Genomic DNA, 14,842 nt, shown 5'->3' on the forward strand with positions numbered 1-14,842 from the left:
GTCGGGAGGTGGGGTCAACGTGCGTACCGTCATCGACGTGGACAAGGAACTGCTGGAGTCGGCGCAGCGCCAGCTCGGCACACGGACCATGAAGGAGACCGTGGAGGCGGCGCTGCGGCTCGTGGCCGAACGCGCCGGCCAGCCGGTCGACGTACGCCGCCGCCCGATCGACGGGAGGCGCCGCCCGGCCGAGCCGGGCACGCCGTGCGCCGGGCGTCAGTCGGTCGAGACCCTCTGGAACGCCTCGGCGTAGGCATCGGGGCCCAGCCCCGCGCGCTCGGCCGTCTCGGCGAACCGCTGCCGTACGAAGTCGGCGAAGGTCTCCAGGTGGGAGATCTGGCTCGCGTGCGCCTGCAGGGCGGCCAGCTTGCGGTCGATCGTGGCGGTGATGTCCACGAAGTGGTCGGGGGCCGGACCCCCGACCAGCCACACCTCACGGACCGTCCAGGCGGTGAGCCCCTCTTCGGACAGCAGTTCGGGGAAGGCGTAGGGATTGCGCGCGTCCGGGTAGACCGCGTCGAGGGCGGCCGAGCCGACCGCCCGGTGGTCGGGATGGCTGGGCGCGATGACGGCGTAGTTGCGCTCGGGGCTGTGGGTGATGACGAGGTCGGGCCGCACCTGGCGGATCACCCGGGCGATGTCGCGGCGCAGGCCCAGCCCGGCCTCGACCGTGCCGTCCGGGTAGCCGAGGAACCGCAGGTCTGTCACCCCGACGGCCTTCGCCGCGGCGGTCTGCTCGGCCCGGCGCAGCGCCCCCATGCCGCCGCTGTCCAGCTCCCGGTCGAAGCCGCCCGCGTCGCCGTCGGTGGCCAGGCAGTAGATCACCTCGACCCCGCGGTCCACCAGCGTGGCGATCGTGCCGGCCGCGGAGAAGTCGATGTCGTCGGGGTGGGCCATCACGGTGAGCACCTTGGTGATCTCATCGTCGCGCAGCACTGAGCGGCCTCCCGTGGTCTCGGGTTCCCCGTTGATCCTCTTCCCCGCGCAACGCCGCGAAAGTGGGCGCTATTCCGGGCTTCATGGCCGTACTTGTCGGTGCCCGGTCATAACCTAGGGGGGTGTTCACCCGAGTCTCTGCTGATCATCCGTTGCTCGACGGCCTCAACCCGCAGCAGCGGGAGGCCGTCATCCACCACGGCGGCCCGCTGCTCATCGTGGCCGGCGCCGGCTCGGGGAAGACCAGGGTGCTCACGCACCGCATCGCCTATCTGCTGGCCGAGCGCGACGCCCGGCCGTCGGAGATCCTCGCGATCACCTTCACCAACAAGGCCGCGCGCGAGATGAAGGAGCGGGTCGACAAGCTGGTCGGCCCGCGTTCGGCCGCGATGTGGGTGATGACCTTCCACAGCGCGTGCGTCCGCATCCTGCGCCGCGAGGCCAAACGGCTCGGCTTCCCCAGCGGCTTTTCCATCTACGACCAGGCCGACTCCCAGCGCCTGATGGCGATGGTCTGCCGGGAGATGGACCTCGATCCCAAGCGCTACCCGCCCCGGTCGTTCTCCGCCCAGGTCAGCAACCTGAAGAACGAGCTGATCGACTACGAGTCGGCCGCCGACCGGGCCGGCTCGCACCTGGAGAAGACCCTCGCCGAGGCGTACCGCGCCTACCAGCGGCGGCTCACCGAGGCCGGCGCGATGGACTTCGACGACCTGATCATGCTCACGGTCAACCTGTTCCAGGCGTTCCCCGAGGTCGCCGAGCACTACCGGCGGCGGTTCCGGCACGTCATGGTCGACGAGTACCAGGACACCAACCACGCCCAGTACACCCTGGTCAGGGAGCTGGTCGGGCACACGGCGGTGAAGACCGCCGACGGTGACGTGGTCCGCGAGGGCGACGACCGGTCCGAGCTGTGCGTGGTCGGCGACGCCGACCAGTCGATCTACGCGTTCCGCGGCGCGACCATCCGCAACATCATGGAGTTCGAGCGCGACTACCCCGACGCCCGGACGATCATGCTGGAACAAAACTACCGTTCCACTCAGAACATCCTGAGCGCCGCCAACGCCGTCATCTCCCGCAACGAGAGCCGCAAGCCGAAGAACCTCTGGTCCGACCAGGGCGCCGGGCCCAAGATCGTCGGCTATGTCGCCGACAACGAACACGACGAGGCCATGTTCGTCGCCCAGGAGGTCGACAAGCTGGCCGACGACGAGGGCGTCACGCCCGGCCAGGTGGCGGTCTTCTACCGCACCAACGCGGCCTCCCGGGTCTTCGAGGAGATCTTCATCCGCACCGGCCTGCCGTACAAGGTGGTCGGCGGGGTGCGCTTCTACGAGCGCAAGGAGGTCCGCGACCTGCTGGCCTACCTGCGGGTGCTGGCCAACCCCGGCGACGTGGTGTCCCTGCGGCGGATCATCAACGTGCCCAAGCGCGGCATCGGCGACCGGGCCGAGGCGATGGTGGAGGCGTTCGCCACCAGAGAGCGGATCTCGTTCTGGGAGGGGCTGCTGCGGGCCGAGGAGGCCCCCGGCCTGGCCACCCGGTCGCTCAACGCGATCAAGGAGTTCACCGCGCTGCTGACCGAGCTGCAGGAGAAGGCCGAGGGCGTGCCGCCCGCCGCGCTGGCCGAAGACGTGCTGGTCAGCACCGGCTACCGGGCCGAGCTGGAAAACTCCGAAGATCCACAGGACGAAAGCCGCCTGGAAAACCTGGACGAGCTGATCGCGGTGGCCGCCGAGTTCGAGGAGGCCGACCCGGAGGGCACGCTGGTCCAGTTCCTTGAGCAGGTCTCGCTGGTGGCCGACGCCGACCAGATCCCCGGCGGCGGCGCGGGCGTCGTGCCGCCGGGCGAGCGGGCCCCCGAGTCCACCTCGGGCGGGGTGGTGACGCTGATGACCCTGCACACGGCCAAGGGGCTGGAGTTCCCCGTGGTGTTCCTGACCGGCCTGGAAGACGGCGTGTTCCCGCACTCCCGCTCGCTCGGCGAGCCCAAGGAGCTGGAAGAGGAGCGCCGCCTGGCCTACGTCGGCATCACCCGCGCCCAGCAGCGGCTCTATGTCACCAGGGCGGCGGTGCGCAGTTCGTGGGGCGCGCCCTCGTTCAACCCGGCCTCGCGGTTCCTGGCCGAGGTGCCGCGCGACCTGATCGACTGGCGTACCGACCCGGAGAAGTCCGCCTGGTCCGCGGCGACCACCCGGCGCGAGCCCGCGGCCCGCTCCCGCGACACCGGTGGCCGGCCGGTGGCCTCCTACGCGCCGGGCGACCGGGTCACCCACGACAAGTTCGGGCTGGGCACGGTGGTCTCGGTGGACGGCATGGCGGAGAAGGCCAAGGTCAAGGTGGACTTCGGGGCCTCGGGCGAAAAGATCCTCATGGCCGCCTACGCCCCGATGGAAAAACTCTGATCCACGCGAAACGCGCACCCCGGACCGGGCCACGATGGGCCCTGTCCGGGGTGCGCGGTGCGATCAGCGGAAGAGACCGGACAGAAAGTCCGGCAGTCCCTGGAGCTTGACGCCCACGGAGCCGAGGTCGATCGCCGTGGCCCGGCGCGACTCGGGCGTGGGCCGCTCGGCGCGCCTGCCCCACTCGGTGAACCGCGAGTCGTTGATCGTCGTGGTCCTGGAGCGCGAATTGTCGAGCCTGGTCCAGGTGGTGGTGAGCCGCCGGGGCAGTTCGTCCTGGCCGAGCCAGAGCCGCCAGCTCACCGCCGTGTCCGGGTCGTACCTGGCGTGGGTGCTGCGGAATCCCGGGGAGATGCGGCCCAGCTCGCCCATGCTGATCGTGCCGGACATCACCGTGGTGGGCGTGCCGTCGAGAACCTCTGACGGCTGCCTGCCGGTGTAGGCGCTGAGCAGTACGGCCCGCAGCGTGTCGGGCTCCAGCAGGTGGACCGGCCCCGCGGAGGTGGGAGTCGCGGCGGCGAATCGCGGGGCGCCCGGACCCGGGTAGGCCGGGTAGCCCGGGTTACCCGGATTGCCGGTGTAGCCCGGGTAGTAGGCGTCGTCGGTGATGAGCGGCCAGGCCGTCTCCGGTTCCATGCGCACGCTCGCACCGGAGGTGTTCGCGGTGATGGACACCCTTGTCGCGACCGGCCCGGACTTCTCGAAGTCCACCGTGGTGTCGGTGCGCACCCGCGCCACCGGTTCCCCGTTGACCGCGCTGGTGGTGACCTCGGCGACGCGTACCCCGCGGCGCTCGGCGAACTGCCGGCGCAGCGCGGCCACCGGGGCCGTGGGATCGACGGCCCAGCCGGGCAGGATGTGATCGACCGGCGTCACCGTGTCCTTCGCCGTCGCCGGGCCCGCGGCACTCGTCATCGCCGCCGCGGTGGCGGTGCTTATCGTGGCTACGGCCAAGGCGGCCTTCCAGCGCACGTTCATCTGATTCCCCCGAACTTCAAGATCTCGGTTCGGTCACGGTATCGACCGGGAGCGCCGGGTTCCGACGAATAAAGTTCGTGTACGAACTAATTTCGGTAAAAGGCAGGGATGCCAGAAGCCGGACATGACGAAACGGCCCCGCGCTCGCAGGAGCGCGGGGCCGTCGTGGAGCGGCTCACCTACCGGTCGTGGGTCACTTCCGGCCGGCGAGACTGCCCAGCGTGCCGTCCGGGATCAGGTCGATCGGGTTCTCGCCGCCGAAGTCGAGGTCCTCGGGGCTGGCGACCTGGTCGGCCGGCGGGGCCTTGATCGTCACCTTGGCGCCCCAGGAGGAGTACCGGCTGTCGATGACGGCCCGGTACTCCGCCTTCATGAACTCCTGCTCCACGGAGGTGGTCACCCGCCGCGGGAGGTTCTTGGCGTCCAGCCACAGCTTCCAGTCGATCTTGACCTTGGCTTCCTTGCCCTTGGGCCTGTTCACGGACTGCGCACGGTACGACGGCGAGAGCTTGTACAGCTCGGCGACGGTGATCGTGCCGCGGTAGACGGTGGTGCTCGCCCCGTCCACCTTGCCGCCGTTGCCCTTGGCCTTGGCGCTCGCCGTGATCGCGGTGAGCGTCTTGGGCTCGAAGACGTTGATCGCCTGCGAGTTCATGTCGGTCGGCTTGATCGCGTCCTTGCCCTTCACCGGGACCCACGACTTGCCCTGGGGCAGGTGCTCGGTGATGGCAGGGTGGGAGATGTAGGACGCCTTCGGAAGCGTGATCACCCGGTACGGCGCGGTGAACAGCTTGACGAAGTCGATCTCCTGCTCGCCGCTGTAATCGTGCTCGGCGTCCTTCTTGAAGGAGTCGAGCATTTTCTTGTCCCAGATCTGGCGGTAGGTGGCATCGGACGCCACGATCCCCGAGCCGCCGAACTGATAGGTCGCCTTGACCTTGGTGCCGACGAGCCGCTTCCCGTCGAGAGTGGTCTGGGAAGACTCGGTGTAGGAAACACCGTGGTTGTTCCTGAACTGCTTCTTCAAGGCGTCGCCCGGCGTGGCGGGGGCCGTCGCCGCCTGCGCGCTCGCGGGGGTCGCCATGGCCAGAGCGGGCGCGACGAGCGCTGCGGCCGCGATGGCGATGAGTCGCCTCATAGGGATTCGATCCTCCAGTAAGTCGTCTCGCTGGAATCGCGAGACGGTGCCGGTACATACTGGCAGCCCGTGATAACGGAAATGTCACGAGTCCTGGAAATGTAGAAGTTAATGAAGATGAATAGCGGCATCGGGTATCGGGGGCATCGCATTCCGTAAATCTTGTGCGTTTCTTGTGCGGAAGTGCCGCGTTTCACACTCATGTGGGGGTGGGGTGTGGTAGGCGGCTTGCCTGGGGTGCGGTTACGCTGCGGGAGAAGGCAACGCCCCCTGGGAGGTCTGGATGGAACCCACCGAACGGATCCGTGTCGTGATCGCCAAGCCCGGGCTCGACGGCCATGACCGGGGCGTCAAGATCGTGGCGCGGGCCCTGCGCGACGCGGGCATGGAGGTCGTCTACATGGGCCTGCATCAGACCCCCGAGCAGATCGTGCACGGCGCGATCCAGGAGGACGTCCAGGCGATCGGGCTGTCCATCCTGTCCGGCGCGCACATGACGCTCTTCGCGCGCGTCCTCGAACTCCTCCGCGAACAGGACGCCGCCGACATCAAGGTCTTCGGCGGCGGCATCATCCCGGACGAGGACATTCCCGAGCTGGACCGCCTGGGCGTGGCCAAGGTCTTCACCCCCGGCGCGACCACCCAGGAGATAGTGGAGTGGGTCCGTGGCGCGATCCCTGCACGCGTTTAGTGGGGTTTGTGATGCTTTGCCGCTTCTATGGGGTTGTCTGACGGGGCTAAAACCGACCCCGTGACCTGCGCGGGTCTTTCGGGGGGCTAGGCTTCACTGGCGAAAACGCCGGGCAGTCGGCGGATCTTGTAGCGGCCCGACCCGGGCCCCGCATGCCTTCCCGCGCACCCGAAGACCACAAGTAGCAAAGAAGCCGGAAAAGCAAGGACGGACCCTCGTGGACCTGTTCGAACATCAGGCGAAGGACCTCTTCGCGGCCTACGGCATCCCGGTGCCGCGCGGCATCGTCGCGCACACCCCCGAGGAGGCGCGCGGCGCGGCGGAGCAGTTGACCGGCCGGGTCGTCGTGAAAGCCCAGGTGAAGACCGGGGGCCGCGGCAAGGCCGGCGGAGTGAAGCTGGCCGACGACGCCGCCGACGCGGCCAAGAAGGCCACCGAGATCCTTGGCATGGACATCAAGGGCCACACGGTCCACAAGGTCCTCGTCGAGGAGGCCAGCGCGATCGCCGAGGAGTACTACTTCTCCTTCCTCCTCGACCGCGCCAACCGCGACTTCCTGGCCATCTGCTCCGCCTCCGGCGGCATGGACATCGAAGAGGTCGCGCACACCGCTCCGGAGAAGGTGGCCAAGGTCTCCATCTCCCCGCTGACGGGCGTGGACCGCACCAAGGCCAAGGAGATCGCCCAGGCCGGCGGGCTGCCCGCGCGCGCGCTCGAGGGCGCGGCCGAGCTGATCGAGAAGCTCTGGTGCGCCTTCGTGGACGAAGACGCCACCCTCGTCGAGGTCAACCCGATGATCCTGGCCGCCGACGGCCAGGTGAAGGCCCTCGACGGGAAGGTGACCCTCGACGACAACGCCGCCTTCCGCCAGCCCGACCATGAGGCCCTCGCCGACAAGAGCGCCGAGGACCCGCTGGAGGCCGCGGCCAAGGCCCGCGACCTCAACTACGTCAAGCTGGACGGCAGCGTCGGGATCATCGGCAACGGCGCCGGCCTGGTGATGTCCACCCTCGACGTGGTGGCCTACGCCGGGGAGCCGTTCGGCGGGCAGCGCCCGGCCAACTTCCTGGACATCGGCGGCGGCGCGTCCGCCGAGGTGATGGCGGCCGGCCTGGAGATCATCCTGTCCGACCCGTCGGTGCGCTCGATCTTCGTGAACGTGTTCGGCGGCATCACCGCCTGCGACGCGGTGGCCAACGGCGTCGTCGCGGCGTTCCGGCTGCTGGAGGAGCGGGGCGAGGCGGTGTCGCGGCCGCTCGTGGTACGCCTGGACGGCAACAACGCCGCGCTCGGGCGGCAGATCCTGGCCGACGCGAACCTGGCCGGGGTCGAACTGGTGGACACCATGGACGATGCGGCACGGCGGGCGGCCGAGCTGGCCGCGGTAGGGGTGAGCTGAAGATGGCGATCTGGCTGACCGAGCGGTCGCGGATCATCGTGCAGGGCATGACCGGGTCCGAGGGCACCAAGCACACCCGGCGGATGCTGGCCTCCGGCGCCAACGTCGTCGGCGGCGTCAACGCCCGCAAGGCCGGCACGGTACACGAGGGGCTGCCGGTCTTCGGCTCGGTGGCCGAGGCGATGGACAAGACCGGCGCCGACGTGTCCGTCGTGTTCGTGCCCCCGGCGTTCACCAAGGGCGCGGTCAAGGAGGCGATCGACGCCGCGGTGCCGCTGTGCGTGGTGATCACCGAGGGCGTGCCGGTACACGACTCCACCGAAGCCTGGGCCTACGCCGTCGCCAAGGGCAACGCGACCCGGATCATCGGCCCCAACTGCCCGGGCATCGCCTCGCCGGACGCCTCCAACGCGGGCATCATCCCCGCCGACATCACCCGCCCCGGCCCGGTCGGGCTGGTGTCCAAGTCCGGGACGCTGACCTACCAGCTCATGTACGAGCTGGCCGACGTGGGCTTCTCCACGGCCGTGGGGATCGGCGGCGACCCGGTGATCGGCACCACGCACATCGACGCCCTGGCCGCCTTCGAGGCCGACCCGCAGACCGAGGCGATCGTGATGATCGGCGAGATCGGTGGAGATGCCGAGGAGCGGGCCGCGGCGTTCATCGAGCGGTCGGTGACCAAGCCGGTGGTCGCGTACGTGGCCGGGTTCACCGCGCCCGAGGGCAAGACGATGGGCCACGCCGGCGCGATCGTGTCCGGCTCCTCGGGCACCGCGCAGGCCAAGAAGGAAGCGCTGGAGAAGGTCGGCGTACGGGTGGGCAAGACGCCCAGCGAGACCGCCGCGCTGATGCGCGAGATCATGCGCTCGCGCGCGTAGCAGGCGCGAACCGAGGGTGCCGGGTGCCGAACCCGGCACCCTCGGTCGTTCCTGGGGGAAGTCTCCCGAAATGGGCCCCCAACCGGGCGACACGCGGGCCGGGCAACGCCGCGCGAGCCGTCCATGCTGAGAACATCGACTACTGTGACGGCCCTCTTCGACCAGCTACGGACCGCCCCCCGGACCGTTCTCGGGAAAATCCCCCGCTCCGGGGTCACGGGCGACGATGACGACACGCGCCGTCCGCTGCCCGTCTCCGGCATGATCGCCGCCGCCTGCACCCTGGGCGTCGGCCTCGCCGTGCTCACCACGCTCACCCTGATCGGCTGGATCGCCGCTCCGCGCGGCGCGTTCGGCCCCGGGCTGCCGGGGGTCTTCCGTACGGCGGCGCAGCTCTGGCTGGCCGCCCACCACGCGGGCTTCTCCATTCCCAGCGGCCGGATCGGGCTGCTGCCGCTCGGCCTGGTCGTACTGCCCGCCTACCTGCTCTACCGCGCCGCCCTGTGGATGGCCAGGGACGCCGACCTGCGGGTGCGGATGCCCGCCCGGCTGCCCAAGGGCAGCTCCAAGGACCTCGCGAGCGCCCGCCGCCGCGCCCAGCTCGTACTGGTGGCCCAGGCGGGCGTCTCGCTCGCCGCGCCGTACGCGCTGCTGGCCGGGGTGATCGCGCTCATCGCGCGCAACGACATCACCCAGCCGCACCTCGCCGAAGTGCTGGTCAGCCACCTGCTGCTGGCCTTCGCCGCGGGCTGCCTGGCCACCGCCAGGACCATCGGGCCCTGGCGGATCATGCTGCGGCTGCTGCCCGAGCGGGCCAGGGCCCTCACGCAGGGCACCGCGACCGCACTGGCGATCATGCTGGCCGCCGGGTTCGTGCTGGTGCTCGGGGCCGTCGTGATCAACTTCGGCGAGGTGCGCGAGCTGACGGACGCGCTGTCGCCCGGGGTCGTCGGCGGCACGCTGCTTATCCTGATCCAGGCCCTCTACCTGCTCAACTGCGTCATCTGGGGGCTGGCCTACATCGCCGGGCCCGGGTTCGCGATCGGCAGTGGCACCCTGGTGGCGCCGACCGGCGTACAGCTCGGCGAGGTGCCGACCCTGCCGATCTTCGCCGCGCTGCCGGACGCCGGGCCCGCCTCGCCGTGGCTGATGGCCCTGCCCGCGCTGCCGTTCGCGGCGGGCGCGGTGGCCGGGCTGGTCCTGGTCCGGGTCGCGCCGTCGCCCTCCTACGAGGTCGCGCCGCTGTGGGGGTTCGTGTGCGGGCTGACCACGGGCGCGGTGGCGGGGCTGCTGGCCGCGCTGTCCGGCGGGCCGCTCGGCTACGGCCGGCTGGCCGCCGTCGGCCCCTCCGCGTGGGAGGTCATGCTGTCGGTCACCCTGGAGGTCGGCGTGGCCGCAGGGGCCGCGGCGGGTGTGTCCAACTGGTGGCTGGTGTTCCGGGCCTCCCGCGGTCACGCCGGGGCGCTGGCCAGGCTCGGTACGGCGGCGGCCCCGGTGCGCAAGGCGGGCGCGGCGCTGGCCAAGGTGGCCGGCCGGGTGGGCCTGGCCGAACCACGCCAGGACGCCGTCCACCGGCTGCCCGGACACTGGCTGGACGCCGCCGAGGACGACACCCAGGAGATCCCCGCCGTAAGGGACGACTGGATGGACGAGCACGCCTCGGCCGAGGCGGGCGCCGACTCGGCGGCCCGGCGGCAGGGCACCCCCCGCAAGGACATCGTCGATGAGAGCGACGACCGCGGGGGCCACGTCATCTACGTCGATCCGTACGCCTGGGACCGCGACTGAGCCCCGGCGCGAACCGCCCGGCTCAGGGCGCGAACGGGAACTGCAGGTCGCCCGGCTTCAGGAAGGGCATCTTCTGCTCCAGCCCGCGCTCCAGGAGGTTCACGCACTCCTCCATGGACGCCACCGTGCCCGCGCCGATCTTGCACTCGGTGTAGGCGGCCAGCTCCTGGCTGAAGTAGATCTGGCCGGCGATCGCGAGCAGCGACCACAGCAGCGACAGCGTCGAGACGACGACGGCCGTCACGGCCAGGGCGGACGGCTTGGCCGCCCGGCGCAGCGCGCCCACCGCGCGGATGCCGGTCACCAGGGCGATCATGCACAGCACGACACCCGCGAGCGGCAACAGCAGGGTCATCGCCACCGCCGCCAGCGCCAGCCATACCGCCCGGCGGCCCGCCGCCTCCGGGGTCTGCTGCCCGATGGGGGTCTGGACGGGTGTCGTCACCTGGGCCTCCTCTGCCTTGCTCTCCTCGGAGGGTACCCTGGCTGCGGCGCGCGGGATCCCGCCGTCCCGGTGACCTCTGCCCGAATGGAGTCCCTCCGTGTCCGACCAGGCCGCTCTCCGGCTCGTGGTGCTCGTCTCCGGTTCAGGGACCAACCTCCAGGCCCTGCTGGACGCCTCGCGAGAGGCCGGCTACGGGGCCGAGATCGTCGCCGTGGGGGCCGACCGCACCGGCATCGAGGGGCTGGCCAGGGCCGAGCGGGCCGGCGTGCCGACGTTCGTGGAACGGCTGGCCGACCACCCCGACCGCGCCGAGTGGGACACCGCGCTGGCCCGGCGCATCGCCGCCTGGAAGCCGGATCTGGTGGTGTGCGCCGGCTTCATGAAGATCCTGGGTGCGCCCACCATCGAGGCGTTCCCGGTGGTCAACACGCATCCGGCGCTGCTGCCGGCCTTTCCCGGCGCGCACGGCGTACGCGACGCCCTGGCGTACGGCGTGCGGGTGACCGGCTGTACGGTCATGTTCGCCGACGCGGGCGTGGACACCGGCCCGATCATCGCCCAGGAGACCGTCCCCGTGTACGACGGAGACGACGAGCACCTGCTGCACGAGCGGATCAAGGCCGTGGAGCGGGTGCTGCTGGTCGAGACGATCGGGCGGATGGCCCGCGAGGGCTGGTCCGTCTCGGGCCGGAGAGTTCGCCTTGGCGGGTGACCGCCGGGCTTTGAGTAGTTCCCGCCAGGAAGGATGAGAAGTGACCCGCATCGCCGTCAGGCGCGCGTTGATCGCCGTGTACGACAAATCCGGGCTTGAGGAGCTGGCCCGCGGCCTCGACGCGGCAGGCGTCGAGATCGTCTCGACCGGGGGCACGGCGGCGCGGATCGCGTCGTACGGCGTGCGGGTGACCCCCGTGGAGTCGCTGACCGGGTTCCCCGAGTGCCTGGACGGCAGGGTGAAGACCCTGCACCCGAGGGTTCACGCGGGCCTGCTGGCCGATACGCGCAACCCCGGCCACGTGGCCCAGCTCGACAAGCTGGAGATCGAGCCGTTCGAGCTGGTCGTGGTCAACCTGTACCCGTTCAGTGAGACGGTCGCCTCCGGGGCGTCCGACGCGGAGTGCGTCGAGCAGATCGACATCGGCGGCCCCGCCATGATCCGCGCCGCCGCGAAGAACCACTCCACGGTCGCCGTCGTCGTGGACCCCGCCTCCTATGGCGACGTGCTGGCCGCGGTCGCCGAGGGCGGCTTCACCGAGGCGGCCCGCCGCCGCCTCGCCGCGGGCGCCTACGCCCGCACCGCCGCCTACGACGTGGCCGTGGCCTCGTGGTTCGCCACCCGCGAGGACGTGGCCGACGACGAGTGGCCCGGCTTCATGGGCGCGACCTGGCAGCGGGCGTCGGTGCTGCGGTACGGCGAGAACCCGCACCAGCGGGCCGCCCTCTACACCGGCACCGCGCAGACCGGCGGGCTGGCCGGGGCCGAGCAACTGCACGGCAAGGAGATGTCCTACAACAACTACGTCGACGCCGACGCCGCCTGGCGGGCCGCCTGGGACTTCGCCGACCCGTGCGTGGCGATCATCAAGCACGCCAACCCGTGCGGCATCGCGGTCGGCGCGGACGTCGCCGAGGCCCACCGCAAGGCGCACGCCTGCGACCCGGTGTCCGCGTACGGCGGGGTGATCGCGATCAACGGGGCGGTCACCGCCGAGCTGGCGGAGCAGATCGCGGAGATCTTCACCGAGGTCGTGGTGGCCACCGCGTTCGACGAGCAGGCCCTGGCCGTGCTGCGCGGCAAGAAGAACATCCGCCTGCTGCGCTGCCCATCGGGACCGGCCGACGCCAGCGAGTTCCGCAGGATCGACGGCGGGCTGCTGGTGCAGGGCGTGGACCGCCTCGACGCCCCCGGCGACACGCCGTCGTCGTGGGAGCTGAGGGCGGGCCCGGCGGTCTCCGCCGAGGTGTTCGCCGACCTGTCCTTCGCCTGGCGGGCCTGCCGTTCGGTGAAGTCGAACGCCATCCTGCTCGCCGCCGACCGCGCCACGGTCGGGGTCGGCATGGGGCAGGTCAACCGGGTCGACTCCGCCCGCCTCGCGGTCACCCGCGCGGGCGAGCGCGCCACCGGCTCGGTCGCCGCCTCCGACGCCTACTTCCCCTTCTCTGACGGCCTCATGGTCCTCGCCGACGCGGGCGTCCGCGCAGTGGTCGAGCCGGGCGGCTCCATCCGCGACGCCGAGGTCATCGAGGCGGCCCAGAACGCCGGGATCTCCCTGTACTTCACGGGCACCCGCCACTTCTTCCACTGACACCCGGGGGCGGGCCCCTACGCTGGGCCCGCCCCGACTCGAACACAGATTTCCTCAACTCGCTGCCGACGAGTGATCGAGTGCCCGCGCCCGTAGACCTTGATCTCGACACGTCGATCTTCATCCGCTGTGAGGAGGCATGACCAAGGGCGGGAGCTGGTTGATCCGGGACAAAGTGGGCCGCTCGGGCGGTTAATCTGGAGCATCCCCTTAGACGTACTTGCCCCGGAGTTTGCCCATGGCCTGGATCGACCCTGTCATGCACGCCTTCGTCGTGCTGAACGGTTTCAGTACCACCCCGTACGGCCTGATCATCCTCGCGTTCTTCGCGGCCTACCTGGGTGGGCTGGCCATGGAGCGGATTCCGTTCACCAGGCGGATCATCGAGCGGCGCGAGGCCGCCGCCCGCGAGGGAAGCCGCTGACGGCACCCATAGGATTACTGCCATGAGCGCGCAACGACTGGACGGCAAGGCAACCGCGGCGAAGATCAAGGCCGACCTGACGGTTCGGGTGGCCGCGCTGAAAGAGCGGGGCGTCACCCCCGGGCTCGGCACGGTGCTGGTTGGCGACGACCCGGGCAGCCAGATCTACGTGGCGGGCAAGCACCGTGACTGCAACGAGGTGGGCATCGCCTCCATCCGCAGGGACCTGCCTGAAGACGCCACCCAGGCCGATGTCGAGGCCGTCATCGACGAGTTGAACGCGATGCGGGAGTGTACCGGCTACCTGGTCCAGCTTCCGTTGCCCAGACACCTGGACACGATGCCGCTGATCGAGCGGATCGATCCGGCGAAGGACGCCGACGGGCTGCACCCGATCAACCTCGGCCGCCTGGTCCACATGGTGGACGCGCCGCTGCCGTGCACGCCGCGGGGGATCGTCGCGCTGCTCCAGGAGTTCGGGGTGCCGACCAAGGGCGCGGAGGCCGTGGTGGTCGGGCGCGGCATCACGGTCGGCCGGTCACTCGGGCTGCTGCTCACCCGCCGCAGCGAAAACGCCACGGTCACCCTCTGCCACACCGGCACCCAGGACCTCGCCGCCCACGTCCGCCGCGCCGACATCGTGGTGGCGGCGGCCGGAGTACCGGGCCTGATCACCGCCGACATGGTCAAGCCGGGCGCCGCCGTACTCGACGTCGGCGTGTCCCGAGTCGACGGCAAGATCGCCGGCGACGTCGCCCTCGACGTCGCCGAGGTCGCCGGCTTCATGGCCCCCAACCCAGGCGGCGTCGGCCCCATGACCCGCGCCATGCTCCTCACCAACGTCGTCGAAGCCGCCGAGCGCCAGTCCCGCTGACCCTCGTCGGTAGGGACCCGCGGCGTGGTATGTCCGCCGTTGACTTCGTGTGATGCTGCTCGCCAGCGTTGTTGATGCCGCCGGATGCCAGTCCCGCTGGCTCTCGTCGGTAGGGACTCGCGGGGTGGTAGGTCTGTCGTTGACCTTGTCTGATGCTCCTCGCCAACGTCGTCAAGCCGCCGGAGGCCAGGGGCGCTGATCCTGGCGTTGGGGTGAGGACGGGCGGCATGGTATGCCTGCCGTCCCCGGGCCGGGGGTGCCGTCGCGTTGGATCGAGTGTTGTCGGAGATAGGGGCCGTACGCCCGGTGCAGGCGGAGTTCGGCCGCTCGGAGCCGCGCACCGTACAGAAGCCGAGGTGACCGGCCTGTTCGCGGCGTCGATCGCCTGCGTGCCCAAGGTGGGCGGCGGCCTGCACCAGCGGGTCGCTGGCACCGCAGCCGGCGGCTTCCCTAACAGGCCCACGCGACAGCGACCGGAAATGCCGAAAAGGCCCCGGCCGCTGTCGCGTCCTACCTCCCGCCGCGCCGCCGGTTGGGGGCGGGGCGGATTGGCACCTGTCTATTATACACATCT

Annotated in this window: 14 protein-coding genes; 10 read left to right on the forward strand and 4 right to left on the reverse strand. The window is 70.7% G+C overall.

Features of this window, described 5'->3' with window-relative positions:
• On the forward strand, positions 1–253 hold a 253-nt coding region (locus C1I98_RS21460), incomplete at its 5' end, for a type II toxin-antitoxin system VapB family antitoxin (RefSeq protein WP_233508047.1).
• Here C1I98_RS21460 and C1I98_RS21465 read toward each other — a convergent pair.
• Positions 217–936, reverse strand: coding sequence for a PIG-L deacetylase family protein (locus C1I98_RS21465; RefSeq protein WP_111169225.1), 720 nt, complete (start codon positions 934–936; stop codon positions 217–219). The genes C1I98_RS21460 and C1I98_RS21465 overlap by 37 nt on opposite strands.
• 152 nt (positions 937–1,088) lie before the next feature.
• On the opposite strand from C1I98_RS21465, the gene pcrA reads away from it, so the two are divergent.
• Positions 1,089–3,347, forward strand: a complete 2,259-nt coding sequence (pcrA, locus tag C1I98_RS21470) for a DNA helicase PcrA (protein ID WP_111169226.1) — start codon at positions 1,089–1,091, stop codon at positions 3,345–3,347.
• Between the two features lie 63 nt (positions 3,348–3,410).
• On the opposite strand, the gene C1I98_RS21475 is transcribed toward pcrA, so the two are convergent.
• Entirely contained in the window at positions 3,411–4,223 is an 813-nt protein-coding gene (locus C1I98_RS21475; protein ID WP_111169227.1) for a hypothetical protein, read from the reverse strand.
• Positions 4,224–4,518: 295 nt separating this feature from the next.
• On the reverse strand, positions 4,519–5,463 hold the full coding sequence (locus tag C1I98_RS21480) for an SCO4651 family lipoprotein (RefSeq protein WP_111169228.1): 945 nt from the start codon (positions 5,461–5,463) through the stop codon (positions 4,519–4,521).
• Positions 5,464–5,746: 283 nt separating this feature from the next.
• Here C1I98_RS21480 and icmB point away from each other — a divergent pair, with 283 nt between their 5' ends.
• The 4 genes from icmB to C1I98_RS21500 all read left to right on the forward strand — a co-directional run bounded on the left by icmB (position 5,747) and on the right by C1I98_RS21500 (position 10,222).
• Entirely contained in the window at positions 5,747–6,154 is a 408-nt protein-coding gene (gene icmB, locus C1I98_RS21485) for a coenzyme B12-dependent isobutyryl CoA mutase small subunit (protein WP_111169229.1), read from the forward strand.
• Positions 6,155–6,371: 217 nt separating this feature from the next.
• Complete coding sequence (gene sucC / locus C1I98_RS21490) at positions 6,372–7,553, forward strand: ADP-forming succinate--CoA ligase subunit beta (RefSeq protein WP_111169230.1); 1,182 nt, start codon at positions 6,372–6,374, stop codon at positions 7,551–7,553.
• A gap of 2 nt (positions 7,554–7,555) precedes the next feature.
• Entirely contained in the window at positions 7,556–8,434 is an 879-nt protein-coding gene (gene sucD / locus C1I98_RS21495; RefSeq protein WP_111169231.1) for a succinate--CoA ligase subunit alpha, read from the forward strand.
• A 144-nt stretch (positions 8,435–8,578) separates the two neighbouring features.
• Entirely contained in the window at positions 8,579–10,222 is a 1,644-nt protein-coding gene (locus tag C1I98_RS21500; protein WP_111169232.1) for a cell division protein PerM, read from the forward strand.
• A gap of 22 nt (positions 10,223–10,244) precedes the next feature.
• Here the strand turns inward: C1I98_RS21500 and C1I98_RS21505 are convergent, their stop codons facing one another.
• Complete coding sequence (locus C1I98_RS21505) at positions 10,245–10,667, reverse strand: hypothetical protein (RefSeq protein ID WP_111169233.1); 423 nt, start codon at positions 10,665–10,667, stop codon at positions 10,245–10,247.
• 97 nt (positions 10,668–10,764) lie between these two features.
• On the opposite strand from C1I98_RS21505, the gene purN reads away from it, so the two are divergent.
• The 4 genes from purN to C1I98_RS21525 all read left to right on the forward strand — a co-directional run bounded on the left by purN (position 10,765) and on the right by C1I98_RS21525 (position 14,268).
• Positions 10,765–11,379 carry a phosphoribosylglycinamide formyltransferase gene (purN, locus tag C1I98_RS21510; RefSeq protein WP_111169234.1) on the forward strand — a complete coding sequence of 205 codons (615 nt, stop codon included), beginning with the start codon at positions 10,765–10,767 and terminating at the stop codon, positions 11,377–11,379.
• 40 nt (positions 11,380–11,419) lie between these two features.
• Positions 11,420–12,970, forward strand: coding sequence for a bifunctional phosphoribosylaminoimidazolecarboxamide formyltransferase/IMP cyclohydrolase (gene purH, locus C1I98_RS21515; RefSeq protein ID WP_111169235.1), 1,551 nt, complete (start codon positions 11,420–11,422; stop codon positions 12,968–12,970).
• Positions 12,971–13,208: 238 nt separating this feature from the next.
• A complete protein-coding gene (locus C1I98_RS21520; RefSeq protein WP_111169236.1) occupies positions 13,209–13,394 on the forward strand; it encodes a hypothetical protein in 186 nt (61 codons plus the stop codon).
• A gap of 22 nt (positions 13,395–13,416) precedes the next feature.
• On the forward strand, positions 13,417–14,268 hold the full coding sequence (locus C1I98_RS21525) for a bifunctional methylenetetrahydrofolate dehydrogenase/methenyltetrahydrofolate cyclohydrolase (protein ID WP_111169237.1): 852 nt from the start codon (positions 13,417–13,419) through the stop codon (positions 14,266–14,268).
• Positions 14,269–14,842 lie beyond the last annotated feature (574 nt).

The sequence above is a fragment of the Spongiactinospora gelatinilytica genome (assembly GCF_003236385.1).
In the GTDB taxonomy this organism is placed as follows: Bacteria; Actinomycetota; Actinomycetes; order Streptosporangiales; family Streptosporangiaceae; genus Spongiactinospora; species Spongiactinospora gelatinilytica.

Bases quoted from the DNA above. Each gene is read 5' to 3' on its own strand.
- C1I98_RS21480 (WP_111169228.1), bottom strand. From the start codon at position 5,463: ATGAGGCGACTCATCGCCATCGCGGCCGCAGCGCTCGTCGCGCCCGCT.
- icmB (WP_111169229.1), top strand. From the start codon at position 5,747: ATGGAACCCACCGAACGGATCCGTGTCGTGATCGCCAAGCCCGGGCTC.
- C1I98_RS21520 (WP_111169236.1), top strand. From the start codon at position 13,209: ATGGCCTGGATCGACCCTGTCATGCACGCCTTCGTCGTGCTGAACGGT.
- sucD (WP_111169231.1), top strand. From the start codon at position 7,556: ATGGCGATCTGGCTGACCGAGCGGTCGCGGATCATCGTGCAGGGCATG.
- C1I98_RS21525 (WP_111169237.1), top strand. From the start codon at position 13,417: ATGAGCGCGCAACGACTGGACGGCAAGGCAACCGCGGCGAAGATCAAG.